This is a genomic window from Microbispora triticiradicis (assembly GCF_005864065.1).
GTDB lineage: Bacteria > Actinomycetota > Actinomycetes > Streptosporangiales > Streptosporangiaceae > Microbispora > Microbispora triticiradicis.
Map to the genome: position 1 here is coordinate 109681 of NZ_VANP01000004.1, position 22618 is coordinate 132298.

Here is a 22618-nt window from a genome sequence, read left to right on the forward strand (position 1 = left end):
GGCGCGGGAGGCACATGGCCTGGTGGTTTTGCTCGGCATGGCCCCGATCCACATTGCATGTCCATGCACTGGGGTGTATATATTCTACTCATGTCCAAGGTCCTCACCTCCCTGCCTGCCGGCGAACGTGTCGGCATCGCCTTCTCCGGTGGTCTCGACACGTCGGTAGCGGTCGCGTGGATGCGCGAGAAGGGCGCGGTGCCCTGCACGTACACCGCCGACGTCGGCCAGTACGACGAGCCCGACATCGCCTCGGTGCCGGGGCGCGCCACCGCGTACGGCGCGGAGGTCGCCCGGCTGGTCGACTGCCGGGCCGCCCTCGTGGAGGAGGGGCTTGCGGCCCTGGCCTGCGGGGCGTTCCACATCCGCTCCGGCGGCCGCACCTACTTCAACACCACTCCGCTCGGGCGGGCGGTCACGGGCACCCTGCTGGTGCGGGCGATGCTCGAAGACGGGGTGCAGATCTGGGGTGACGGGTCCACCTTCAAGGGCAACGACATCGAGCGGTTCTACCGGTACGGCCTGCTCGCCAACCCGTCCCTGCGCATCTACAAGCCCTGGCTGGACGCCGACTTCGTCAACGAGCTCGGCGGCCGCAAGGAGATGTCCGAGTGGCTGGTGGCCCACGGGCTGCCCTACCGCGACAGCGTGGAGAAGGCCTACTCGACCGACGCCAACATCTGGGGCGCGACCCACGAGGCCAAGTCGCTGGAGCACCTGGACACGGGCGTCGAGATCGTCGAGCCCATCATGGGAGTGCGGTTCTGGGACCCGGACGTCGACATCGCTCCCGAGGACGTCACGATCGGCTTCGAGCAGGGGCGGCCGGTGACGATCAACGGCAAGGAGTTCACCTCCGCCGTCGATCTGGTGCTGGAGGCCAACGCCATCGGCGGCCGGCACGGCCTGGGCATGTCCGACCAGATAGAGAACCGGATCATCGAGGCCAAGAGCCGGGGCATCTACGAGGCGCCGGGCATGGCGCTGCTGCACGCGGCGTACGAGCGGCTGGTCAACGCGATCCACAATGAGGACACCCTGGCCAGCTACCACGTCGAGGGGCGGCGGCTGGGCAGGCTGCTGTACGAGGGCCGCTGGCTGGACCCGCAGGGGCTGATGCTGCGCGAGTCGCTGCAGCGCTGGGTCGGGACCGCGATCACCGGCGAGGTGACCCTGAGGCTGCGCCGTGGTGAGGACTACTCCGTCCTGGACACCTCCGGGCCGGCCTTCAGCTACCACCCGGACAAGCTGTCCATGGAGCGCACCGAGGACTCCGCGTTCGGCCCGGTCGACCGCATCGGCCAGCTGACCATGCGCAACCTGGACATCGCCGACTCGCGGGCGAAGCTGGAGCAGTACGCCAGGGTCGGGATGGTGGGCACCCCGCACCCGATGCTGACCGGCGCCACCCTCGTGGCCTCGACCGAGCTGATCGGTGCGATGCCGGAGGGCGGGGCCGAGGTCATCGCCTCGCGCGGCGAGGTCTCGGCCGACGAGGAACTGCTCGACCACGCCGCCATGGAGGCCGGCACCGACTGACCCTCCTCCGTCCCCTGTCGCCCTCCCACTCCGCCCGGCTCTGGTGGCAGCGCCGGGCGGGGTGAGGGGGATGATTACGGGGGGATGGAGGAGAGGCGGGTGTACGAGGAGAGGCAGGCGCGGGTTCCGGAGGCGGTGCTGTAGTGGCAGGACGCCCCCGGCTCCGCTCCGGGGTCAGGTCCCCCGCCGGTGCGGCGGGTGCTGCCCGACGGCTGCATGGATCTGATCTGGATGGACGGCGCGTTGCTGGTGGCCGGTCCGGACACGGCGGCGCACCTGGTGCGTGATCGTGCGGGCAGCCGATATGTGGGGTTGCGTTTCGGTCCCGGAACCGCTCCGGGGATTCTTGGCGTGGCCGCCTGCGAGTTGCGTGACCGGCGGGTTCCGCTGGCCGAGGTGTGGCCGGAGGCCGAGGCGCGGCGGTTGTCGGAGCGGGCGGCCGAGGCTTCCGACCCCGGCGCGGTGCTTGAGGAGGCGGCGCTGGGCCGGATCCGCGCGGCCGGGGGCCCGGCCGACACCGCGCTCATCTCTGCCGTGGTGGGCGGTGTCCGCGCGGGCCTGCCGGTCGCGGAGGTCGCGGCCGGTGCGGGGCTCGGGGTGCGGCAACTGCACCGCCGGTGCCTGGACGCCTTCGGATACGGCCCGAAGACGCTGGGCCGGATCCTCCGGATGAACCACGCGCTGACCCTGGCCCGCCGGGGGATGCCCTACGTCGCCGTGGCCGGTGCGGCCGGATACGCGGATCAGGCCCATCTCGCCCGGGAAGTGAAGTCGCTGACCGGTGCCACCCTGGGCGAGCTGACCCGCTGAGCCGCCGGCCCGGGACGACGGTCGCGTCGGCGGCTCGTTCTCAGGGGCGTCTGGGCGGACGGGTGGTCAGCACCGGGCGCGGAGCGTCGTCAGGTGCCGGGAAGCGGCGCGAAGAGATCCACCCCGTTGCCGTCCGGGTCGTGGACGACGGCGTAACGCTGCCCCCAGAAGGCGTCCCACGGCGGCAGGTGCCCCGGGTAGCCCGCCTGGACCAGGTCGCCGTACAGGCGGTCGACCTCCTCGGGCCCGTCGCATCGGAAGGCGAGGGACATCCGGGGGCCGCCCGTGGCGGGATTCCACGCGGGGTCGAAGGAGCGGATGGTGTCGACCGTGTCCCAGGCGAGGCGGAGCCCTCCGTCGAGGGTCACTTCGACATGGGCCTCGGTGTCCGCCGAGAGCGGGATGTTCAGGCCCAGCCGGCGGTAGAAGGCCAGGGACGCGGCCATGTCGGCCACGACGAGGCCGATGAGGTCGAACGAGGGTGTCATGGCGGTCACGTTAGGCGGCGGGCGGGTACGGCGTCTTGAACGAATCGGACACGCCGCCCCGGGAACCGCCACCGCTTCAAGGGACCACGCCGCTCCGAGGCATGCCGCGCCGTAGCGGGGTGGGGCCGGGCACGTCGGCGCGGACGTCGACCTGGCCCGGCCCACCGCCCAGATCGCGGTGAGAGGCGGGCTCATCGGGTGAAGGGCGTGACGGTGATCACGGCGGTCACCGGGACCGGCCCGTAGATGTGGGGGAACGCCTCCCCCATGCCTTCGGGCACCTCCAGCCTGACCGGGCAGCCGAGCCGGTCCTCGTCGATCTCCAGCACCACCAGCGGCTCGGTGACCGCGCCGTAGTAGCGGCCGGCCACGCCACGCAGCTGGGTCAGGTCGGAGCAGGCGTGGACGAAACCCTCCTCCTCCAGGGTCAGGCCGAGGGTGGAGACGCGGTATTCGCCGGAGGCGATGGCCGCGTCCCAGTCGGCGGCCAGCGCGAGGTGAAGGATCATGGGTGGCTTCCGGGTGGTTCGAGTGTGGTGAGTGCGCGGGTGACGGCGTCCCGGGCGCGCTCCCGTGAGTCGGGGCGGGCCTCGACGACGTCCTCCACCCACAGGCCCGACAGCAGCCCGGCGACGAATCGGACCTCGGAACGACCGCAGGGATAGCCCGCGCCGCGGAGCGCGGAGGCGACGATCTCGTCGCAGCCGTCGGTCCAGGTGCGGGCGATGGCCTGCAACGCCGGGTCGCGGCCGGCCTGGAGGTACAGCTCCCACAGGCCGAGCTCGCGCAGCCGGTCCGCGGCGTACACATCGGTGAGGGCCTCGGCCACCGCGGCGGCCGAACCGCCCGCCGGACGCCGTACGGCGGCGCGCATGCGGGTGAGTTCGCGCCGGACGAGCAGCGCGAACGCCTCGGCCAGCAACTGGTCGCGGGAGGCGAAGTAGTAGGAGGTGGCGGCGAGCGGGAGGCCGGCCCGTCCGGCCACCGCGCGGTGGGTGACCGCGGCGAAGCCGCCCTCGCCGAGCAGGTCGACCGCCGCGTCGAGCAGCGCCTCCCGGCGGCGTACGGCCCGCAGTTGCGGTCGCCGGGGCGCGACCTGGCGGGATTCGGGCACGCCGTGGTCCTCCCCTGGCTTGTCGGATGCGCGCATCGTCGGAATGCGAGGCTCGCCGGAATGTACGGGCTCCGAGGAGCCCGGAACCCGTCCGGACCACCCTTACCGGCCCCCGGCGCCGGGGTCAAACGATCAGTGTGCGCCGGAGAGGTTGAGCACGGCCACCCCGGCGATGATCAGAGTGATTCCCGCGACCTTGACCAGGTTCATGTGCTCGCCGAGAAACAGCGCGCCGATCAGCGCGATCGCCGCGGTTCCGGTGCCCGCCCACACCGCGTACGCGATGCCGACGGGCATGCGAAGCTTGAGCGCCCAGGCGAGCAGGATGAACGACGCGAGGTATCCGGCGGCGACGACGATGGTCCAGCCCCAGCGGGTGAGGCCGTCGCTGAGTTTGAGCGCGGAGGTGGCCAGGACCTCCGAGGCGATCGCGGCGGCGAGCAGGAGCCAGGCCATGGAGGAACCTCACAGACAAAGCGGTACGCTTGTCCCAATTTTAGATGCGAGGGCTCTTCCTGGCCATGGGGTTGCCTGGCGGGTGCTCCAGCTATGCCGACCGAGGCGCGCTGTCCGCCTACAGGGTCACCGGCAGCGCGGTCAGGCGGCGGGTGCCGGGATCGACGGCCTGCAGCTCCTCCGCCGGGGCGGCCAGGGCCATGCGGGGGAACCGGCGCAGCAGCGCGGTGAGCGCGACCTGGGTCTGCACCCGGGCGATGGAGGCGCCGAGGCAGAAGTGCGGGCCGTGGGCGAAGCCCAGATGGCCGGTGGCCGGCACCCGGGCGAGATCGAGCCGGTCGGGGTCGTCGAACGCCCGCGGGTCGCGGTTGGCCGCGGAGATCAGGGCGGTGACCTTCGCGCCGTGGGGCACCGTCGTGCCGTACAGCTCGACGTCGCCGCGGGCCTGACGCGGGACCGCCAGCTGCGCGGGGCCGCACCAGCGAATGAGCTCCTCGACGGCGCGGGGCATAAGGGTCGGGTCGGCGCGCAGGGCGGCGAGCTGGTCGGGGTGGGACAGCAGGGCGGCCACGGCGTTGGCGATGAGGTTGGTCGGGGTCTGTCCGGCGATGACCAGGTGCCAGACCAGGGTGACGATCTCGATGTCGCTCAGCCGGTCGCCGTCCTCGTCCTGGGCGCGGACGAGGTCGCCCACCACTTCGCCCCCCGCGGAGTCGGGGTGGTCGCGGCGGGCGGCGACGGCTGCCTTGGCGCCGGCCATGATGCCCGGGATGGCCCGCGCGAAGTCCGCGCCGGCGGCCCCGGCGACGGTGGCGCCGTACTCGCGCCAGCGGGGGCGGTCCTCCTCGGGGATGCCGACGAGGGCGCAGATGACGTCCATCGGCAGCGGGCGGGCGAAATGGGGCAGCAGGTCGGTCTCCCCGCCCCCGGCATGCGCGGGAAGCTCGTCGAGCAGCGCGTCGACGATGGCGGCGATCCGCGGCCGGAACTCGGCGGCCCGGCGGGGGGTGAAGGCCGGGGCGACCAGCTTGCGCAACCGGGCGTGCTCCGCGCCGTTCATCTCGCTCATGGTCCGCATGTACGGCAGGCAGTCCTCGGGGACCTCGGGGCGCATGTAGCTGGTGGCGTCGAGCTCGAACCGGGCGTCGCCCAGCATCACCCTGGCTCCGTCGTACCTGGTCAGAGCATAGGTGGGGCCGAAGCCGGGGATCAGCAACCGCGCGAGCGGGCCGCTTTCGCGGGCCTGCCCGTACGCCGTGAGGGGGTCGCGGAGGACCTCGGGGCGGGACAGGTCGATTTCGGGCAGGGTGTCGGTCATCGCCTACTCCAAATGCTAATTCCACATGTTCACGTCATCTGGATGGTGACGGTATCTTGGTGGGCGGCGGCCGGCAAGCGCGTGGCCGTCGCGGCGAGGAGGGTGATGGAACGCCTGTCCAGGGTGGAGCTTCAGGCGCGCAACCGGGCCAGGGTGCTGACCGCCGCGCGGGACGAGTTCGCCGAGCGGGGGTTCCGCGACGCCAAGATCGACGCCATCGCCGAGCGTGCCGGGCTGACGCGGGGCGCGGTCTACTCGAACTTCCCGGGCAAGCGGGCGCTGTACTTCGCGGTGCTGGCCGAACTCGCCGAGGGCGCCGCTCCCCCGGCCGCCGGGCCACGAGGCGGGACCTTCGCCGGGGACGGCGCTCCACCGGACGGCGGGGTGCCCGGAGGGGTCTTGGGAGCCGGTGGCCCGGCCCGGGACGGCGCGCCGCAGGCCGCCGGGGCCCGCGAGGCCCTCGCCGCGTTCGCCCGGGCCTGGGTGTCGCGGCTTCCCCTGGCGACCGACGGCCCGGGCAGGATCGGCATGGACCTGATGCCGGAGATCATGGCCGACGAGCGGATCAGGAAGCCGTTCGCGCAGCTCATGAAGCTGAGCGGGATGTTGCTCGGGCTCGCCCTGGAGGAGGTGTCCGCCGGGGGCGGGCGCATGGTGCGGGTCGCGGAGGTCGCGCTGACGACGCTCCACGGCATGAGCCAGATGGCCGACGCCGCTCCCGGTTTCGTGGAGGAGTTCGACGTCGTCAGCGCGTGCGAGCGGCTGGCCGATCTCGACCTCGGCGACCGGTGGGACCCGCCGCACCTGCCCTGGGCGGCCCCTGCCCGGCCCGCGGACGCGCCGTGGGCGCCGCCGGCGGCGGCCGACGCGCTGCGCGGCGGCCCCGCGCCGCTCTCCGGCGACGGGGTGGTGGCGGTCGTCGGGCTGCACCGCCTGGGCGCGGTGGAGGAGGCGGTGCGGGCCGCGCGGGCCGGGGACGAGGTGACCGCCGTGCTGGTGACCGGTGACCCCGGTGAGCTGGGGCCGCTGGTGCGGCTGGTCGTCGCCGGCCTGCGCGGCTGCCTGCGGGAGGCGTTCCCCCGGACGGCCTGGCCACGTCTCGGGGTGGTGTTCGACGAGCGCGGCGCTGTGGCGGCGGCGGCCGGAGTGCCCGCCGTGAGCGACGGAACCGAGACGGCGGTGCGGGTGCGGGCCGGGCGGGTGGTGGCCCGCGCCGACGGCCACGGCGCCTGCCACTCCGCCGCCTCCGCCGCGGGTCCCTGACGACGGCCTCGTCGCCGTGATCCCGTGCGCTCACCCGCGATCGTCAGACATCGAACCGCGTTCGAGCAGAGGGAAAGTCGCGGCGCTCAGCCCTCCGCAATGAGGCGCCTGGTTCGCGATGGCCCGCTGCCATTGTCCGCGCGTGGAAGACCGTCCTTCCGGCGGTTTTTCCTCGCCTGGCGCAGAGCCGCGGCCGGCCCGTGAGAATCGAAAAGCGGGGCGATTCCTCAGGCGCTTCCGCCCTGGAATATCTCGGTCGGCACCAGCACTCCCGGGCGTCCGGTGGGTCCCGCGTCGATTTCGGCCTGGCATCGGTCGATCAGTTCGGCGGCGACCTTCTCCAGCGGAATCCGTACGCTCGTGATGGTCGGTTCGGTGATCAGCCCCATCGCCCCGCCGTCGAAGCCGGTGACCGCGATGTCGCGGCCGGCCCGCAGGCCGAGAGAATGACCGATGTTCACCACGACGGCGGCGATGGAGTCGCTGCTGGTGACGATGGCGTCGGGCCGCTGCCGCCCGCTCAGCATCCGGCGTACGTGGTCGCGGATCGCGTCGCCGGAGCCCTCGAAGACGTCGTCGTCGCTCACCTTGAGCCCATGGCGGCCGAGGCCCCGCCGGAAGCCGTGAAGCCGTTCGCGCTTCCAGTACTCGTCGCCCTCGGCCCCCACGTAGGCGAACCGGCCGTAGGCCTTCGCGACCAGGTGGTCCATGAGCATGGCCATGCCGTGGGCGTTGTCGATGTCGACCCACTGCTGAGGAAGGCCGGGGGCGAGGCGGCCGAAGGACACGAAGGGCAGCGTGCCGCGCGCCAGCAGCCGGACGCGGGGGTCGTCCACCTGTGACTCGGAGATGATCAGCGCGTCGATGTTGCCCCGGGTGGTCAGCTCGGTGAACACGGACAAGGGGTCCTCGTCGGTATGGGTGAACACCAGAATCTGGTAGCCGCGACGGGCCGCGGCCTTTATCAGCGCCTGGAGGAAACTCAGGGTGAATCCTTTGACCGTCTCCAGTTCCTCACCGGACATGTGGTAACCGATTTGCATGCTCCGCCGGGAGCGCAGGGTCTGGGCCGCGCGGTTCGGCTTGTATGAAAGCGCTTCCATCGCGGCCACGACGCGGATCTGCGTCTGCGTCGAGAAGTAATCCTTGCGGCCGTTCAGCACGTTGGAGACCGTCTGCCGTGATACGCCGGCGAGTTTCGCGACATCGTCGATGCTGGGGCGGCGGACTGAGTGACGATCGTTCGCGCCGGCCATTTTCCCCCGATCGGCTGTGTCTGACATTCGCACCACTCATGGTGTCACGGGCGCCCGGACCATCGAATGCCACCGGACTCTAACACGCACCGCACACCCCGGAGAGGGTCGCGCGGACCGGTGCGCGCGCCGCCACGCAAGCACCCGAATGGGCCACCAACGGACACCTTGACGTAACACGGACGGCGTGTCACTCTCGGCTCCATTGAACGATACATGTGAGCGCAAACACACTCCACCACCCCATCGAGACATGTAGCCGGGCCCCAGGCTCTCGGCGGCTGATGCACGCCTGATTCGGGATGAAAAGGACGTAAGTGTGGCAATTGTGGAAGCTGTCGCGGGAGATCCGCACTCCCCCGGTGCGGGCGACGAGGTCACGGCGCGGCCGGCCGGGCGTGGAACCGACGGCTTCGTCCACCTTCAGGCGTCCGGGGTGAGCCTCGTGCTCGACTGCCGCGGCCCCCGGCTGCCACGGGTGCTGCACTGGGGACGCCCGTTGCCGCACGCGTCGGACGCCGACCTTTCGGCGCTGGCGCTGGCCTCGCTGCCGGCGACGGTGCCGAACTCGCTCGACACGCCCGCTTCGGTGGCGGTGGTGCCGGAGCCGGCGACGGGGTGGTTCGGCCTTCCCGGTGTCCTGGGCCATCGCGACGGCCGGCACTGGTCGCCGCTGTTCGAGACCGAGCACGTCGGCGTCCACGACCGCGGTGCCGGTGAGGGCGGCGAGGTGGCCGTCCTGGCGTCGGACGCCGGCTGCGGGCTGTCCCTCGAACTCCGCCTCGACCTGACGGCCGTCGGCGTACTCCGCATGCGAGCCGTGCTCCGCAACACCGCGTCCGGCTGGTACACGCTCGACGGCCTGGTGATGGCGCTGCCGGTGCCGGCGGAGGCGACCGAGCTGCTCGACTTCACCGGCCGCTGGAGCCGGGAGCGGGACCCCCAGCGACGCGCGTTCTCGGCCGGCGCCCATGTTCGCGACGGGCGGCGCGGGCGCACCGGTTCGGACGCGTCGTTCGTCCTGGTCGCGGGTGAGAAGGGGTTCGGGTTCCGGTCCGGCCAGGTGTGGGGCGTCCACGTCGGATGGAGCGGCAACCACCGGACGTACGCCGAGCGGCTGCCCACCGGGGATTCGGTCGTCGGAGGCGGCGAGCTGCTGCAGAGCGGCGAGGTCCGGCTCGCGCCCGGCGCGTCCTACGAGACCCCGTGGGTGTACGCCGCCCACGGCGACGGCCTCGACGAGATGGCCGCCCGATTCCATCGCCTGGTGCGGACCGGGCGGGGCGGCCGGCGACCGGTGATCGTCAACACCTGGGAGGCGGTCTACTTCGACCACGACCTGGGCCGGCTCACGGCGCTGGTCGACGCGGCCGCCGAGGTCGGGGCCGAGCGGTTCGTGCTCGACGACGGCTGGTTCCGGGGCCGCCGCGACGATCGGGCCGGGCTGGGCGACTGGTTCGTCGACGAGGCGCGCTGGCCGGAGGGGCTGCACCCGCTCGTCGAGCGCGTACGAGCGCGGGGCATGGACTTCGGCCTGTGGGTCGAGCCCGAGATGGTCAACCCCGACTCGGACCTGGCCCGCGCGCACCCCGACTGGATCATGGCGACCGAATGCCGGCAGCCCCCGTCATCCCGTCATCAGCAGGTGCTCGACCTGCGCCGGCGGGAGGCCTACGAGTACATCCTGGAGCGGCTGGACGCGCTCGTGCGCGAGTACCGGATCGCGTTCCTGAAGTGGGACCACAACCGCGATCTCGTCGACGCGGGAGTGCACGAGCAGACCAGGGCGGTCTACCGCCTCATGGACGAGCTGCGGGCGCGCCACCCCGGGCTGGAGATCGAGTCGTGCTCGTCGGGCGGCGCCCGGGTGGACCTCGGCATCCTCGAGCGCACCGATCGCGTCTGGGCCAGCGACTGCATCGACGGCATAGAGCGGCAGGCGATCCAGCGGTGGACGGCGTTGCTCCTGCCGCCCGAGCTGATCGGTTCCCACGTAGGGTCGGCGCGCGCGCACACCACCGGACGTACGCAGAGCCTCGCGCTGCGGGCCGGCACCGCGCTGTTCGGCCACTTCGGCATCGAGTGGGACCTGACCGCGGCCTCCGGGGAGGAACGCGCGGAGCTGCGGCGGTGGGTGCAGCTCTACAAGCGGATGCGCGGCTGGCTGCACCGCGGGCTCGTCGTACGGGCCGACCATCCCGACCCGGCGCTGTGGCTGCACGGAATCGTGTCGGCGGACCGCGAGCAGGCGCTGTTCTCGGTGGTGGCGATGGCCACCGGCGCCCGCACCCAGCCCGGACGGGTCCGCATCCCCGGACTCGACCCGCATCGGCGTTACCACGTGCGTCCGCTGGCCCCGGGCGACAGTCCGGGCACCACGGCGGTGACCCCGAACCCGTGGCTGGCCGAGGGCGTCGTGGTCACCGGCCGGATGCTGGCGGAGGTCGGCCTGTCCGCCCCGCCGCTCCACCCCGAGCAACTGCTCCTGCTGCACGTCACGAAGGCGTGACCGTCATGAGGACCGGCATCGGACGGCAGAGCGGCACGGCGGAGCCGCGGTCCGAGACATCCCCGCCGCGGTCCGGCGCGCCCGCTCCGCGGCCCGGGCGCCGCGCGGGCGACCTGCCCGTCGCGATGGTCTTCCTCCTGCCCGCGGCCGTCGGCTTCGCCGCCTTCTACCTGTGGCCGGCGCTGCGGACCGCGTACCTCAGCTTCACCGACTACAGCCTGCTCGCGCCACCCGAATGGGCCGGGCTCGACAACTACCGGCGCCTGCTCGGCGACCGCCTGTTCTGGAACTCGCTCAAGGTCACGGTCGAGTACGTCGTCATCAACATCGGGGTGCAGACGATCGCCGCCCTCGGCATGGCCGTGCTGATGCACCGGCTGACCCGCTCCGGGCTGATCCGGGGCGTGCTGCTGCTGCCGTACCTGGTCGCCAACGTGGTGGTCGCACTGATCTGGTACACGATGCTCGACGCTCAGCTCGGCATCGTGAACCAGGCGCTGGAGTGGATCGGCCTCGACCCGGTGGCCTTCTTCGGGGAGACGAGCACGGCGATCCCGACCATCGCGCTGGTCAACGTCTGGCGGCACGTGGGCTACACCGCGCTGCTGATCTTCGCCGGCCTGCAGGCCATCCCGAAGACCGTGTACGAGGCGGCGGCGACCGACGGCGCCTCCGAGGCGAGGATGTTCTGGCGGATCACGATGCCGCTGCTGCGTCCCGCCCTGGCGCTGGTGCTCGTGCTGACCGTCATCGGATCGTTCCAGATCTTCGACACGGTGGCGGTCACCACCAAGGGCGGGCCGATCAACGCGACCCGGGTCATCTACTACTACATCTACGAGCAGGCGTTCCAGCGCTTCAACTTCGGTTACGCCGCCGCCGTCTGCGTCGCCCTGTTCGCGATTCTCGCCGGCCTCGCGCTGCTCCAGCTCAAGCTGCTCCGCGCCGGCGACTCGGACCTGGACTGAGAGGCGGGCCATGAGTGACACACTGAGACGGCTGAGCCTGCGGCGGACGGCGGCCTGGGCGATCCTCGTCCTGTTCATCCTGATCACGCTGCTGCCGTTCTACTGGATGCTGCGCATCTCCCTGTCCAACAACCGGACCCTCTTCGCGAACCCGGGTTCGCTCATGCCGACGGACTTCACGTTCGGCGCGTTCAAGCGGGTCCTGGGCATCGCGACGCTGGCGGAGGCCACCGCGGAGGGCGGCTCCGGCGCGAAGATCGACTTCTGGCGGTACCTGGCGAACTCGGTGGTCACCTCGGCCGTCATCACGGTCTGCCAGGTGTTCTTCAGCGCCATGGCGGCGTACGCGTTCGCCCGGCTGCGCTGGCCCGGACGGGAGAAGGTCTTCTTCGTCTTCCTCACCGCGCTGATGATCCCGCCGATCTTCACCGCGCTGCCCAACTTCGTGACCGTCAAGCAGCTCGGGCTGCTCAACACGTACGCGGGGATCGTGCTGCCGTACCTGTTCATGACGCCCTTCGCGGTGTTCTTCCTGCGGCAGTTCTTCCTCAACATCAGCAGGGAGGTGGAGGAGGCGGCGATCGTGGACGGCGCGGGACACGCGCACATCTTCTTCCGGTTGATCGTGCCGATGAGTTCGGCGCCGATCGCCACCATCTCCCTGCTGGTCTACATCGGAGCCTGGAACGAGTACTTCTGGCCACTGCTCGTGGGGCAGGAGGACGACGTCCGGGTGCTCACCGTGGCCCTGGGCATCTTCCGCGCCCAGAGCCCGCAGGCCGGGCCGGACTGGTCCGGGCTCATGGCCGCGACGCTTCTGGCCGCGTTGCCGGTCATCGCACTCTTCACCGTTTTCGGACGATGGATCGTCAACTCCATCCAGTTCTCCGGGATCAAGTGATCCCTCCCTGAACCACCCTCATCCCCCCACCGCAGCAAGGAGATCTGGCATGAGACGGATAACGCGCCTCGCCGCTGTCGCGACGATACTTCCGCTGGCCCTGGCCGGGTGCGGCAGCGGGGACGACAGCGGCGGCGGGAGCGGGAGCGCCCAGGCCCCGGAGAAGACCGAGATCAGCTACTGGCTGTGGGACTCCAACCAGTTGCCGGCCTACCAGGCCTGCGCCGACGCGTTCCACGCCGCGAACCCCGAGATCACTGTGAAGATCTCACAGTTCGGCTGGGCCGATTACTGGACCGGCCTCACGACCAACCTCGTGTCCGGCAACGCGCCGGACGTCTTCACCAACCACCTGAACTACTATCCCGAGTTCGCGGCGAAGCAGCAGATCCTGCCGCTGGACGAGTTCGTCGCGGCCGACGGCACCAAGACCGACGTCTACGCCCCCGGCCTCGCCGACCTGTGGGTGTCGGCCGACGGCAAGCGGTACGGACTGCCGAAGGACTTCGACACGGTGGCGATCTTCTACAACAAGAAGATGCTCGACGACGCCGGCATCACCGAGGACCAGATGAAGTCGCTCACCTGGAACCCCGACGACGGCGGCACCTACGAGAAGATCATCGCCCATCTCACCGTCGACAAGAACGGCAAACGCGGCGACGAGGCGGGCTTCGACAAGAAGAACGTCAAGGTCTACGGCCTGGGCCTGGACGAGAACAACGGCGCCGGTGTCGGCCAGCAGATGTGGAGCATGTACGCGCTGTCCACCGGCTGGCAGTTCACCGACAAGAACCCGTGGGGCACGAAGTTCCAGTACGACGACCCGCGTTTCCAGAAGACCATCGCGTGGTGGCGCGGGCTGATCGACAAGGGGTACATGCCGAGCCTGGCCATCGCCCGGTCCGGCACCAGCGTCAACGACGGCTTCGGCGCCGGCAAGTACGCGCTGTCCACGAACGGCTCGTGGATGATCAACACCTACTACGGCTACGACAAGGTCGAGGTGGGCACCGCGCCGACGCCCGTCGGCCCCTCCGGGAAGCGCGCCACCATCTACAACGGCCTGGCCGACTCCATCTACGCCGGGACCAAGCACAAGGACCAGGCCTGGCGGTGGGTCAAGTACCTGGCGTCCGCGGACTGCCAGAAGACGGTCGGCGACAAGGCCGTCGTCTTCCCGGCGATCCCTGAGGCGCTCACCGTCGCCGAGGAGAAGTTCAAGGCCAAGGGCATCGACATCAGCGCCTTCACCGTGCAGATCCACGAGAACACGACGTCGCTGTTCCCGATCACCGACCACGCCAGCGACATCGGTGCGGTGATGGGCCCGGCGATGGACGCGGTGCTGAGCTTCGAGGCGGAGCCGTCCTCGCTCAGCAAGGCCAACGACGAGGTCAACGCCCTGTTCCAGTAGCCCCGGCGTTCCAGTAGTCCCGGCGCGCCCCGTGCCGACACGGACGCCCGTGGGCGGTAGATCACCGCCCGCGGCGGAGCCGATACGCCGGACCACATCGGAAATCGCGGTGAACCGGCCGAGAAACGCCTGTGCAAGGGCTCGGCCGGTCACCTTCGATCCGTGAATCCCCCTACCCCATCGGCCATCGACTGGAGAGCCAGAGGAGAGGCATGTCCAAATTACCAACTGATCGGCGAGCACGGCGAATCATCGCCGCGGTGACAACCACGTTCGCGCTCGTGACGGCAGGGGTGACGGCGGCGGTCCCCGCACAGGGAGACGGCCCGGCGGCCACGCAGCTGGTCGTCGACCTCGGCACGAGGACCGGCGCGTTCCGCGGCGCCGCCGGCGGAGCGCTGTACGGGCTCAGCGACGAGGGCGTGCCCAGCGACAACACGCTGGAGCCGCTGCGGCTGACCACCGTCAACCAGAAGCCGCCCGCGGGCGCCCAGCACCCCAACGGCGACGCGTTGTCGGTGGCGCCCTCGTTCTTCCGCAACGGCGGCAAGTACATCCAGGTCAACGTCCAGGACATGTACGCGCAGTGGACGTACGAGAACGCGGGCGGCGTGATCCCCTGCAACCAGGTCTGCTTCGACAACTACATGCAGAAGCTCGCCTGGGTCGTCGACCAGGTCAAGAACAGCCCGTACGCCGACCGCATCGTCTACGTGCCGTTCAACGAGCCCGACGGCATCTGGTACAACACCTCAACCGGCAACGCCGCGCAGTACCAGACCCGGATGGCCGCCCTGATGGCGCACTGGAAGGCGGCCGTGGAGTACATCCGCGCCAACCACCCGGGCGCGCGGGTCATGGGCCTCAACGACGCCACCTTCCGGGCCCGCAACTACGGTGACTTCCTCACCTACGCCCGCGACAACAACGTGCTGCCCGACTTCGTGTCCTGGCACCAGTTGGAGTCCGGCAGCCTCAACCCCGCGGGCGGCAACTACTACCGCACCAACTACCGGACCTACCGGAACCTGGAGCAGGAACGGGGCATCTCCCCCATCCCGATCAACATCAACGAGTACGGCGGCAACCGCGACCTGACGGTGCCCGGCCAGCTCATCCAGTATGTCGCCATGTTCGAGGACACCAAGGTCGACGCGGGCGGCAAGGCGTACTGGACCGCGGCCGGTCTGCTCGGCGGCGACGTCGTGGAGACCAACAAGCCCGGCGGCGGCTGGTGGTTCTACAAGATGTACGCCGACATGGCCGGCGGCGACACGGTCAAGGTCACTCCCCCGGCCCCGGCCACCCTCGACAAGCTCGAAGGCATCGCTGCCATCGACGACGACCGCAGGCAGGCGCGGATCCTGGCCGGCGGCGGCCCCTCGGCCGACTTCGACGTGGTCGTCGGCGGCATCGACGGCGAGCTGTTCGGCGACAAGGTCAACGTGACCGTGTCGGCGACCACGTGGAGCGGCCAGAACTCCGACGCCCCGCCGCCGGTCGTGCTGCGCGACGTCGACCTCGTCCCCGAGAACGGGTCGCTGACGATCCCGATCCGCGGGCTGGGCGTCGAAGGCGACGGCGGGCCGAACATCGACCAGATGTCGGTGTACGAGATCGTGCTGTCGCCCGGCGGCGCCGGCACCCGCCAGTCCGTGGACCTGCCCTGGCGGGCCTCCTACGAGGCGGAGCTGGCCACCATCACGGCCGGGACGGTTCAGACCTTCGGCACCCCGTCGAACTGGAACGCGGCCGCCACCTCCGGCACGCGCCACGTCGGCAACCTCACCCAGAACAACAGCGCGGTGACGTTCGGCGTGAACGTGCCCAAGGCCGGCGCCTACAAGCTGGGCATCCTGTACGCCAACCAGACCGGCCAGCCCGCCCAGCAGGTGCTCACGGTCAACGGCGCCCAGGCGCAGGTCGTCGACTACCAGGCCACGCTCAACTTCCAGTGGCGCACCCGCAAGGACGTGGTGGTCCAGCTCCAGGCGGGCGCGAACCAGATCCGGCTGGCCAAGTCCCACCCCGAGCTGGGCACCGCGACCGGCCAGGCGACGCTGGACCGCATCGACCTCGAACCGGCCTCCACCGGCCCGGTCACCCGGGACTACGAGGCCGAGCGGTCGCAGACCAAGGGCGACGTGACCTACGAGTACGACCAGCCGAAGCAGTCGGAGGCGGGCTTCCTCACCCTCAAGCGCGGCGGCGAGGCCATGTTCACCGTGTACGCCGAGGAGGACGGGTACTACGACCTTGAGTTCCGGCACAACAGCCCCGGCAAGCCGGGGTCGGTCACCGCGAACATCGGGCTCGACCGGCGCGCGGTCGACGGTGCGGTGCTCCGCGCCAACCCGGGCGGCGGCACCTTCTGGAAGACCGACCGGCACCGGCTGTTCCTGTCGGCGGGCGTCAACCGGGTGACGGTGGAGCCCTCCGGCCCCACCCCGGTGCGCCTCGACAAGGTGAGCGTGACCCGGGCGACGTCCGGGCCCCGCCCGGTGCAGGTGATCGAGGCCGAGTCCGCCGCCCGGTCCGGCTCGGCCGCGGTCGACAACCACGGCTACGCCTCCGGAGGCAAGTTCGTCGGCTGGATCGGACAGGGGCCGCAGAACCGGCTGACCCTCCAGGTCGACGCGGACAAGGCGGGTGACTACCTGCTCGTCGTGCGCTACGCCAACGACGAGCGGAAGTCCGGCCACGTTTACAACGCCGACATCATCTCGCGGCCCCTCGACATCTCCGTCAACGACGGGGACGCGAAGCGGTACTGGTTCAAGAACACCTGGTCCTGGGGCAACTGGTGGGCTCGCGGCGTGCCGGTGACCCTGAAGGCCGGCACCAACACGATCAGCCTGTACAACGATCCCGCCAACGGCGCGAAGGCCCAGGGATGCCCGGCACCGTGCATCTCCGAGCTCGACAGCCAGTGGGCGCCCAACCTCGACAGGTTCGACATCGCGCCGATCAAGGTCGGCTGACGCGGTGACCCGGGGCGGGAACGGCGGCAGGACAGCCGTTCCCGCCCCGGGCTCACCGATCTCCCCGGTGCCGGCCGGCACAGTGAGCCGGCGGACCCGGGCGGCGGCCGGTTCAGGCGGCGAACAGCAGAAGCAGGCCCACCACGGTGTAGACCACCATCAGCACGAGCAGGGGGACCTGCCCGAGGACGGCGGTCCGCCGGGGGAACAGGGCGAGCGCGCGGTCGTGGGCCAGCACGGTGCCCAGCACGTGGCCGACGACGATCACCGTCACCTGGAGGGTGGCGACTCCGGCGGGGGTGGTGCCGAGCGCCTGGATCTTCCAGCCGGCGGTGCCCAGCCAATTGGCGCCGGTGTCCAGCGGGTCGGACAGCAGCGCGATGGTCCGCTGTCCCTCCAGGAGGAACAGCGTGTAGTAGTGGGCGATCACGTACCCGACGGCGATCGGCACGATCGAGTGGGCGATCTCCCCAGCCGTCCCCCCGGCCGTCGCTCCGGGAACGGCCGCGCCCCATCGGCCGGCCAGCGCGGTCGCGATCCGGTACGCCGCGAGCACCAGGCCGATGACGGCCAGCAGCCCGGCGGTGCCGGTGACCGGCGCCGGAATCGGGCTCTCCTGCGTGAACCGCACCCAGATCGGCGCGTTGGACAGGCTGTCGTACATGGTGGAGCCGAGGAGGACGACCACCAGCGTCGTCAGTCCCGGCGCCGGCCGCAGCCCGGCCATGCCGTCGAGCGAGTTGCGCCAGGCGATGACACCGTCGTCGCGCCGGTGCACCGGGGCGAGCCTGCCCACGAGGCCGCTGTAGGCCTCGAACGGGTCGGCGTGGCCGAACCACCGGGCGCCGAAGACGACCGCTCCGCCGAGCATGATCACGGCGTACGCCGCGAGCCAGGCGCCGATCACCGGCAGGGTGGCGCGCTCGGGGGCGACGAGTTCCAGCCAGACGAAGGCGAACAGCCCGGCGCAGGCCGGCCAGTAGCCGACGCCCGGGGGCAGCGGGCGCAGGCCGGCGTCCGGGTCGCGCCGCAGAGCCGCGCAGGCCAGCAGGTGGAGCGTCCGCAGCGGGTTCAGGGCGCGCCACACCGGGCCGAACAGCAGCGACAGCGGCACCAGGCCGACCCAGAACAGGACGTAGAACGCGCCCGCCGTGGGGTTGTCGGCCTTGTCGGGGCCGAAGACCAGTCCGACGCAGAAGTAGGCGGCGGCGAGGAGCCCGGCGATCCGCCAGGCCCAGCCCCACGCCGGTGTCGCCATGGCCCGCTGGAGCGCGCCGGGCAGGGTGCGGGCATGCGGGTTACCGCCGCCCAGCCGCGGCTCCTTCCACAGCGCGCCGAGTGCCACGAACGACACCAGCAACGCCAGCGCCGCGCCGGTCAGCGCGGCCGGGAACGGGATCGGCAGGTCCTGGCGTCCGCCGACCCCGTGCGCGAGGAGCATGAGACGGGCCTACCGCACCACGAGCTGGAACAGCTGAAGTCCCGACTCGTGGGTCTCCATCTCGAACAGGCCGGTCTCGTCGGCCGTGAACTCGATGGTGGCGGGGGTGCCGGGCTTCAGCTCCGCCTCCTTGTCGTACCCGTGCAGGTGCGCCTCGTCGGCCGCGTCGCCGGTGACGGTGATGCGCACCCGCTGCCCCTTGTCCACCTCGATGCGTCCCGGAGGCGGCGTCACCTTGCGGCCGCTGATCGTGACGTCGATCTCCTTCACGTCCGCGTCGGCGGGCGCGTCGGTGGCGGACCCGGCCGGCTCCGTCGCCGCGTCGGTCGCCGCGTCCGTGGCCGCCGGGGCGGGCAGTTCGGTGGACGACGCGGTGGTGGGTGCGGCGGCGGGCTCGGTGGTGCCCGACTCGCCGCAGGCCGACACCGTCATCGGCAGCGTCACGCCGATCAGGAGCGCGGCGAGCAGCGGGCGTCGCCGGGCGCGGTGGTGCCGGGCAGGGGTGAACGTCACGACATTTCTCCGGGGGTGTGGGTGGTTCAGCGCCGCTTGGCGGACCTGGGGCGGTTCGCCGTCCGCGACTGGGACGAACTCGTGGGGGTCTTCGGCCGGGGGCGCCCGGAAGGCCGCTTGGCCGCCGGGCCCTTCGCAGCCGCCGTACGCGCCGGGGCGGCGCCGGTGGACGGGGCGGGCCGCCGCGCCGCGCGCAGCACCAGGGCGCCCGCTCCCACGACGAGGAGCGCGGGCACCAGCCACACCGACAGGCCGGTGCCGGAGTCGTCCTGGCCCGCCGCCGTCCGCGCGGCGGGGGCCGTGGCGGCGCCGGTCTCGGGTACGGCGGCAGGGCCCGCGGCGGAGCCGGTGCTCGCCTGGGAGGGGGCCACAGGGCCCAGCGCGCCGCCGCTGCTCTGGGGCGTCGCGTCGGCGGTGGCGCCGCCTCCGGGCTCGGCCGAGGCGAGCAGGATGGCGTCGGGCTCGTTGGTGGGGGCCTGCCAGCCCTTGGGCGGCGCCGTGGTCCTGCCCTTGTAGGTGAAGCGCAGGTCTCCCTTGACGGGCTCCCCGTCGGAGGCGATCGAGAGGTAGTGGACGACGTACTCGCCCTGCTCGGGCCAGTAGGCGACGGGGATCACCGCGGGGAATCCGGTGTTGTAGACGCTCGGCTCCCACACGCCGTTGACGAGGTTGTACTCCTGGACCGGCTTGTCGAGCCGTTCCGGCTGCCCGTGTGTCCAGGTCTGGTCGACGCGGGCGCCGTTGGGCGCGGTGACGGTGAAGTAGGCGTTCGGGGCGGGCGCCTCGGTGAAGTAGAGCCGCAGCGACTCCAGCGGCGTCTTCACCGTGCTGTCCTTGGCCGGGGTGGACATCGCGAGCTGGCCGTGGGCCGAGGCGGGAGCGGCCAGGGCGGCGAGGGTGAGCACGCCGACGACGACCGGCAGGAGCAACCGGCCCAACCACCGTGCCATCGTCACGTCCGCTCTCCATGGGTGTGGCCCCCGGGCTGGGGCGATGCGACGAGATTAGCCACTTATGACGTGGATGAACAGAACTTCATGCGTTCGCAACGAAAGTGGATCGATGCGCTCCCGGCCCTTCCCCGATGCCGCGCCTGGGCCGGGCGTGGGTACTTGGCGTGAGGGTCGAATGCGTGTTCTACTGATCCTCATGCGTCGCGACGCCACTTCCCGCCCCGGCGCCGGCTCCGGGGACCAGGGCACGGCGCGGCCCGCCGAGCAGCATGCGACCGTCAGTGCCGAGCAACATGCGATCATCGGCGCCGAGCCGCAGGCGATCGTAAGCGCCGAGCAGCAGTCGATCGTCGGCGCGGGCCCCGCCCGCCCGCGCATCGAGCGGCAGGCCGTCACGCGTGTGTTCGACGGCATCACCTGCTACGAGGTGCCCGCGCGCGCCGCGCTGGAGCGTGTGCCCGACGCCGCCGAGCTGCCCTTCACCTGGGCCGCGAGCCCCTACCGCGGGTGCGAGGCGGGCTGCGGCTACTGCGCGGCCCGGCGCGGGCACCGCTACCTCGGCCTGGATCCGGGCCGGGACTTCTCCACCCGGATCGTCGTCAAGACCGACCTGGCCCGCCGGCTGCGCCGTGAGCTCGCCTCCCCGCGCTGGAGCGGCGAGCCGGTCGCGCTCGGCCTCACCGGCGACTGCTACCAGCCGGCGGAGGAGATCTACCGCCTGATGCCGGGCGTCGTGCGGGCGCTGGCCGACGCGGCCAACCCGTTCACCGTACTGACCAAGAGCCCCCTGATCCTGCGCGACCTGGACCTGTTACGCGACGCCGCGAAGGTGACCCAGGTCGGCGTGATGGTGTCGGTCGGCTTCGTCGACGACCGGGTGCGGCGGGCCGTGGAGCCCGGGGCCGCGACGCCGCAGCGGCGGCTGGAGGTCTGCGCCGCGCTGAACGACGCCGGCATCCCCTGCGGGGTGCTGATGGCGCCGATCCTGCCGCTCGTGACCGACTCCAGCGATCATCTGCTGGCCACGGTCAGGCGCGCGGCGGAGGCGGGGGCGGTCAGCGTGACGCCGGTCGTGCTGCGCCTGCCGTCCGGGGTGCGCGAGGGCTACCTGGGCTGGCTGGAGCGCGAGCACCCCGGCCTGGTGCCGCGCTACCAGGCGTTGTACGGCAAGGGCCAGGTCGCGGAGGAGGGCTACCGCCGCCGGATCGCCGAGCAGGTGCGGGCGCTGGCCGAGACCTACGGCGTCGGCGGCCAGGCCCGGCGCTGGCGCCGGCGCCGGTCCCCCGACCGCCAGCTCGCCCTCGTCTGAGCACGCGTCACTCCGCGCGCCGCCGCCGGTTCGTCCCCGTCCGCCCCTGCCCTTGCCTCGGCGCGGCCCGAGGCCGGGCCGCGCTCCTCCACGGCGGTCGTCGGCGCCGGCTCCCCCTTATCTCTGCTCCGGAGTCAGGACGCGTCGGGTCCGGTCCCCGGTCCAGGCCGCTTCGAGGATCGCGGTCAGGCTGGCGGTGTCGGTCGGGCCTGGATGGTTCTGGATCAGGCGGGTGACGCCGGTGGCCATCTCCGCGAAGCGCGGGAGGTCGGCGCGTGCCACGCCGATGTCCGCCAGGGTGGCAGGGATGCCGATGTCGGCAAGGAGCCCGTGGAGCCAGGTGAGGAACAGGTCTGCGGCCTCGGCATCCGAGGCGTCGGTCACGTCGAGCCCGCACACCCTGGCGAGGACGGCCAACCGGTCGCTGATGGCATCCCTGGCCGCGTCCAGCGCGTAGGGCAGCAGCAGTCCGACGCCCAGGCCGTGCGGCGTGTGGGTGGCCGCGCCGATGGGGTACTGGAGGGCGTGCGGAGCCGCGTTGCCCGCGTGGGAGAACGCGATCCCGGCCAGCATGGACGCATAGGACATGTCCGCGCGCGCGTCCTTGTCGCCTCCGTCTTTGACGGCACGGGGCAAGCTGCGGGCGATCCGCTCCGCGGCCAGGAGCGCGTAGTGATCGGTGATCGGGTTGCGGCCGAGGAAGACCTGCTCCACCGGGTCGCGCGGTCCGTGGGGCCGGGGGCGCGCGGTGTAGCTCTCCACCGCGTGACAGAACGCGTCGATGCCGGAGTGGGCGGTGACGGTCGCAGGGCAGGTGTAGGTGAGCTCGGGGTCGACGATGGCGAAGTCGGGCACGATGTGGACGCTGGAGACCCCCACCTTCAGCTCGCGGTCCGGGTCGGTCAACACCGAGACGGGCGTGAGCTCGGAGCCGGTGCCTGACGTCGTCGGGACCGCGACGAGAGGAATCGTCGGCCCCGGCACCTTCGACTCGCCGTAGAAGTCGCGCGGCGTCCCACCGTGGCGCCGGATGACGCCGACGATTTTGGCGAGGTCGATCACCGTGCCACCCCCGATGGCGAGGATCACGTCGGCGTCCACCTCCGCGGCGGCCGAGACGCCCAGGTCGACGTCGGTGAGTGGCACGTCCGGAGTCGCGTCGGCGAACACCCCGACGACCGCGACCTTCTCCCGCACGGCGGCCACGATCTCGGCCACGCCCGGCTGCCCCAGAAGAACCCGGTCGGTCACGATGAGGACCCGCGAGCCACACTCGGCCACCACTCGTGGGATGTTCTGCGCGACCCCTTCGCCCACTATCAGCTGGCGTGGTCCGCGGACGGTCTCAAGCATGTCGGTGCCTCTCTGGAACGTCGGCGGTG

General features: G+C 71.6%; 19 protein-coding genes. 9 read left to right on the plus strand and 10 right to left on the minus strand.

The genetic code is table 11. The features are described 5' to 3' along the window. Positions 1 to 90 precede the first annotated feature (90 nt). Together argG and FED44_RS11825 are read left to right on the plus strand one after the other, a co-directional pair. On the plus strand, positions 91 to 1539 hold the full coding sequence (gene argG / locus FED44_RS11820; RefSeq protein WP_117409622.1) for an argininosuccinate synthase: 1449 nt from the start codon (positions 91 to 93) through the stop codon (positions 1537 to 1539). Between the two features lie 189 nt (positions 1540 to 1728). Continuing rightward, positions 1729 to 2349 carry a helix-turn-helix domain-containing protein gene (locus tag FED44_RS11825; protein WP_208758933.1) on the plus strand — a complete coding sequence of 207 codons (621 nt, stop codon included), beginning with the start codon at positions 1729 to 1731 and terminating at the stop codon, positions 2347 to 2349. Between the two features lie 89 nt (positions 2350 to 2438). Here FED44_RS11825 and FED44_RS11830 read toward each other — a convergent pair whose 3' ends face one another. The 5 genes from FED44_RS11830 to FED44_RS11850 all read right to left on the minus strand — a co-directional run bounded on the left by FED44_RS11830 (position 2439) and on the right by FED44_RS11850 (position 5725). Beyond that, complete coding sequence (locus tag FED44_RS11830) at positions 2439 to 2837, minus strand: VOC family protein (protein ID WP_138460680.1); 399 nt, start codon at positions 2835 to 2837, stop codon at positions 2439 to 2441. Positions 2838 to 3028: 191 nt separating this feature from the next. Continuing rightward, on the minus strand, positions 3029 to 3346 hold the full coding sequence (locus tag FED44_RS11835; protein WP_117409619.1) for a DUF952 domain-containing protein: 318 nt from the start codon (positions 3344 to 3346) through the stop codon (positions 3029 to 3031). Then, positions 3343 to 3987, minus strand: coding sequence for a TetR/AcrR family transcriptional regulator (locus tag FED44_RS11840; protein WP_138460681.1), 645 nt, complete (start codon positions 3985 to 3987; stop codon positions 3343 to 3345). The genes FED44_RS11835 and FED44_RS11840 overlap by 4 nt, the downstream gene beginning before the upstream one ends. A gap of 96 nt (positions 3988 to 4083) precedes the next feature. Then, positions 4084 to 4407: a DMT family transporter gene (locus tag FED44_RS11845; RefSeq protein WP_138460682.1), complete on the minus strand. Its 324-nt coding sequence runs from the start codon at positions 4405 to 4407 to the stop codon at positions 4084 to 4086. A gap of 118 nt (positions 4408 to 4525) precedes the next feature. Further along, positions 4526 to 5725, minus strand: a complete 1200-nt coding sequence (locus FED44_RS11850) for a cytochrome P450 family protein (RefSeq protein WP_138460683.1) — start codon at positions 5723 to 5725, stop codon at positions 4526 to 4528. A 105-nt stretch (positions 5726 to 5830) separates the two neighbouring features. On the opposite strand from FED44_RS11850, the gene FED44_RS11855 reads away from it, so the two are divergent. Continuing rightward, on the plus strand, positions 5831 to 6988 hold the full coding sequence (locus FED44_RS11855; RefSeq protein WP_138460916.1) for a TetR/AcrR family transcriptional regulator: 1158 nt from the start codon (positions 5831 to 5833) through the stop codon (positions 6986 to 6988). Between the two features lie 227 nt (positions 6989 to 7215). Here the strand turns inward: FED44_RS11855 and FED44_RS11860 are convergent, their stop codons facing one another. Next, the gene (locus FED44_RS11860) at positions 7216 to 8271 is read right to left on the minus strand and encodes a LacI family DNA-binding transcriptional regulator (protein ID WP_138460684.1); all 1056 of its coding nucleotides are present in this window, start codon (positions 8269 to 8271) and stop codon (positions 7216 to 7218) included. A gap of 292 nt (positions 8272 to 8563) precedes the next feature. Here FED44_RS11860 and FED44_RS11865 point away from each other — a divergent pair, with 292 nt between their 5' ends. From FED44_RS11865 to FED44_RS11885, 5 genes are all read left to right on the plus strand, one after another. Further along, entirely contained in the window at positions 8564 to 10753 is a 2190-nt protein-coding gene (locus FED44_RS11865) for an alpha-galactosidase (RefSeq protein WP_396699826.1), read from the plus strand. 5 nt (positions 10754 to 10758) lie between these two features. Further along, positions 10759 to 11721, plus strand: coding sequence for a carbohydrate ABC transporter permease (locus FED44_RS11870; protein WP_208758934.1), 963 nt, complete (start codon positions 10759 to 10761; stop codon positions 11719 to 11721). A gap of 10 nt (positions 11722 to 11731) precedes the next feature. Beyond that, positions 11732 to 12622: a carbohydrate ABC transporter permease gene (locus FED44_RS11875; RefSeq protein ID WP_117408970.1), complete on the plus strand. Its 891-nt coding sequence runs from the start codon at positions 11732 to 11734 to the stop codon at positions 12620 to 12622. A gap of 49 nt (positions 12623 to 12671) precedes the next feature. After that, a complete protein-coding gene (locus FED44_RS11880) occupies positions 12672 to 14039 on the plus strand; it encodes an ABC transporter substrate-binding protein (RefSeq protein WP_117408971.1) in 1368 nt (455 codons plus the stop codon). A 260-nt stretch (positions 14040 to 14299) separates the two neighbouring features. Next, entirely contained in the window at positions 14300 to 17020 is a 2721-nt protein-coding gene (locus tag FED44_RS11885; protein WP_167521453.1) for a CBM35 domain-containing protein, read from the plus strand. Positions 17021 to 17132: 112 nt separating this feature from the next. Here the strand turns inward: FED44_RS11885 and FED44_RS11890 are convergent, their stop codons facing one another. Genes FED44_RS11890 through FED44_RS11900 form a run of 3 tightly spaced genes read right to left on the minus strand, consistent with a single transcriptional unit; the run spans position 17133 to position 19924 of the window. Then, a complete protein-coding gene (locus FED44_RS11890) occupies positions 17133 to 18461 on the minus strand; it encodes a hypothetical protein (RefSeq protein ID WP_138460686.1) in 1329 nt (442 codons plus the stop codon). Between the two features lie 9 nt (positions 18462 to 18470). Then, positions 18471 to 18974: a cupredoxin domain-containing protein gene (locus FED44_RS11895; RefSeq protein WP_117408974.1), complete on the minus strand. Its 504-nt coding sequence runs from the start codon at positions 18972 to 18974 to the stop codon at positions 18471 to 18473. Positions 18975 to 19000: 26 nt separating this feature from the next. Then, positions 19001 to 19924: a copper resistance CopC family protein gene (locus tag FED44_RS11900; protein ID WP_244301915.1), complete on the minus strand. Its 924-nt coding sequence runs from the start codon at positions 19922 to 19924 to the stop codon at positions 19001 to 19003. A gap of 178 nt (positions 19925 to 20102) precedes the next feature. On the opposite strand from FED44_RS11900, the gene FED44_RS11905 reads away from it, so the two are divergent. After that, positions 20103 to 21236 (plus strand): radical SAM protein, encoded by a 1134-nt coding sequence (locus FED44_RS11905; protein WP_244301852.1) that lies wholly within the window; start codon positions 20103 to 20105, stop codon positions 21234 to 21236. A 117-nt stretch (positions 21237 to 21353) separates the two neighbouring features. Here the strand turns inward: FED44_RS11905 and FED44_RS11910 are convergent, their stop codons facing one another. Next, the gene (locus FED44_RS11910; protein ID WP_111697796.1) at positions 21354 to 22589 is read right to left on the minus strand and encodes an iron-containing alcohol dehydrogenase; all 1236 of its coding nucleotides are present in this window, start codon (positions 22587 to 22589) and stop codon (positions 21354 to 21356) included. Positions 22590 to 22618 lie beyond the last annotated feature (29 nt).

Bases quoted from the DNA above. Each gene is read 5' to 3' on its own strand.
- FED44_RS11905 (WP_244301852.1), top strand. From the start codon at position 20,103: ATGCGTGTTCTACTGATCCTCATGCGTCGCGACGCCACTTCCCGCCCC.
- FED44_RS11840 (WP_138460681.1), bottom strand. From the start codon at position 3,987: ATGCGCGCATCCGACAAGCCAGGGGAGGACCACGGCGTGCCCGAATCC.
- FED44_RS11880 (WP_117408971.1), top strand. From the start codon at position 12,672: ATGAGACGGATAACGCGCCTCGCCGCTGTCGCGACGATACTTCCGCTG.
- FED44_RS11845 (WP_138460682.1), bottom strand. From the start codon at position 4,407: ATGGCCTGGCTCCTGCTCGCCGCCGCGATCGCCTCGGAGGTCCTGGCC.
- FED44_RS11835 (WP_117409619.1), bottom strand. From the start codon at position 3,346: ATGATCCTTCACCTCGCGCTGGCCGCCGACTGGGACGCGGCCATCGCC.
- FED44_RS11830 (WP_138460680.1), bottom strand. From the start codon at position 2,837: ATGACACCCTCGTTCGACCTCATCGGCCTCGTCGTGGCCGACATGGCC.
- FED44_RS11900 (WP_244301915.1), bottom strand. From the start codon at position 19,924: ATGGCACGGTGGTTGGGCCGGTTGCTCCTGCCGGTCGTCGTCGGCGTG.
- FED44_RS11860 (WP_138460684.1), bottom strand. From the start codon at position 8,271: ATGTCAGACACAGCCGATCGGGGGAAAATGGCCGGCGCGAACGATCGT.
- FED44_RS11850 (WP_138460683.1), bottom strand. From the start codon at position 5,725: ATGACCGACACCCTGCCCGAAATCGACCTGTCCCGCCCCGAGGTCCTC.
- FED44_RS11870 (WP_208758934.1), top strand. From the start codon at position 10,759: ATGAGGACCGGCATCGGACGGCAGAGCGGCACGGCGGAGCCGCGGTCC.
- FED44_RS11890 (WP_138460686.1), bottom strand. From the start codon at position 18,461: ATGCTCCTCGCGCACGGGGTCGGCGGACGCCAGGACCTGCCGATCCCG.
- FED44_RS11910 (WP_111697796.1), bottom strand. From the start codon at position 22,589: ATGCTTGAGACCGTCCGCGGACCACGCCAGCTGATAGTGGGCGAAGGG.
- FED44_RS11855 (WP_138460916.1), top strand. From the start codon at position 5,831: ATGGAACGCCTGTCCAGGGTGGAGCTTCAGGCGCGCAACCGGGCCAGG.
- argG (WP_117409622.1), top strand. From the start codon at position 91: ATGTCCAAGGTCCTCACCTCCCTGCCTGCCGGCGAACGTGTCGGCATC.
- FED44_RS11875 (WP_117408970.1), top strand. From the start codon at position 11,732: ATGAGTGACACACTGAGACGGCTGAGCCTGCGGCGGACGGCGGCCTGG.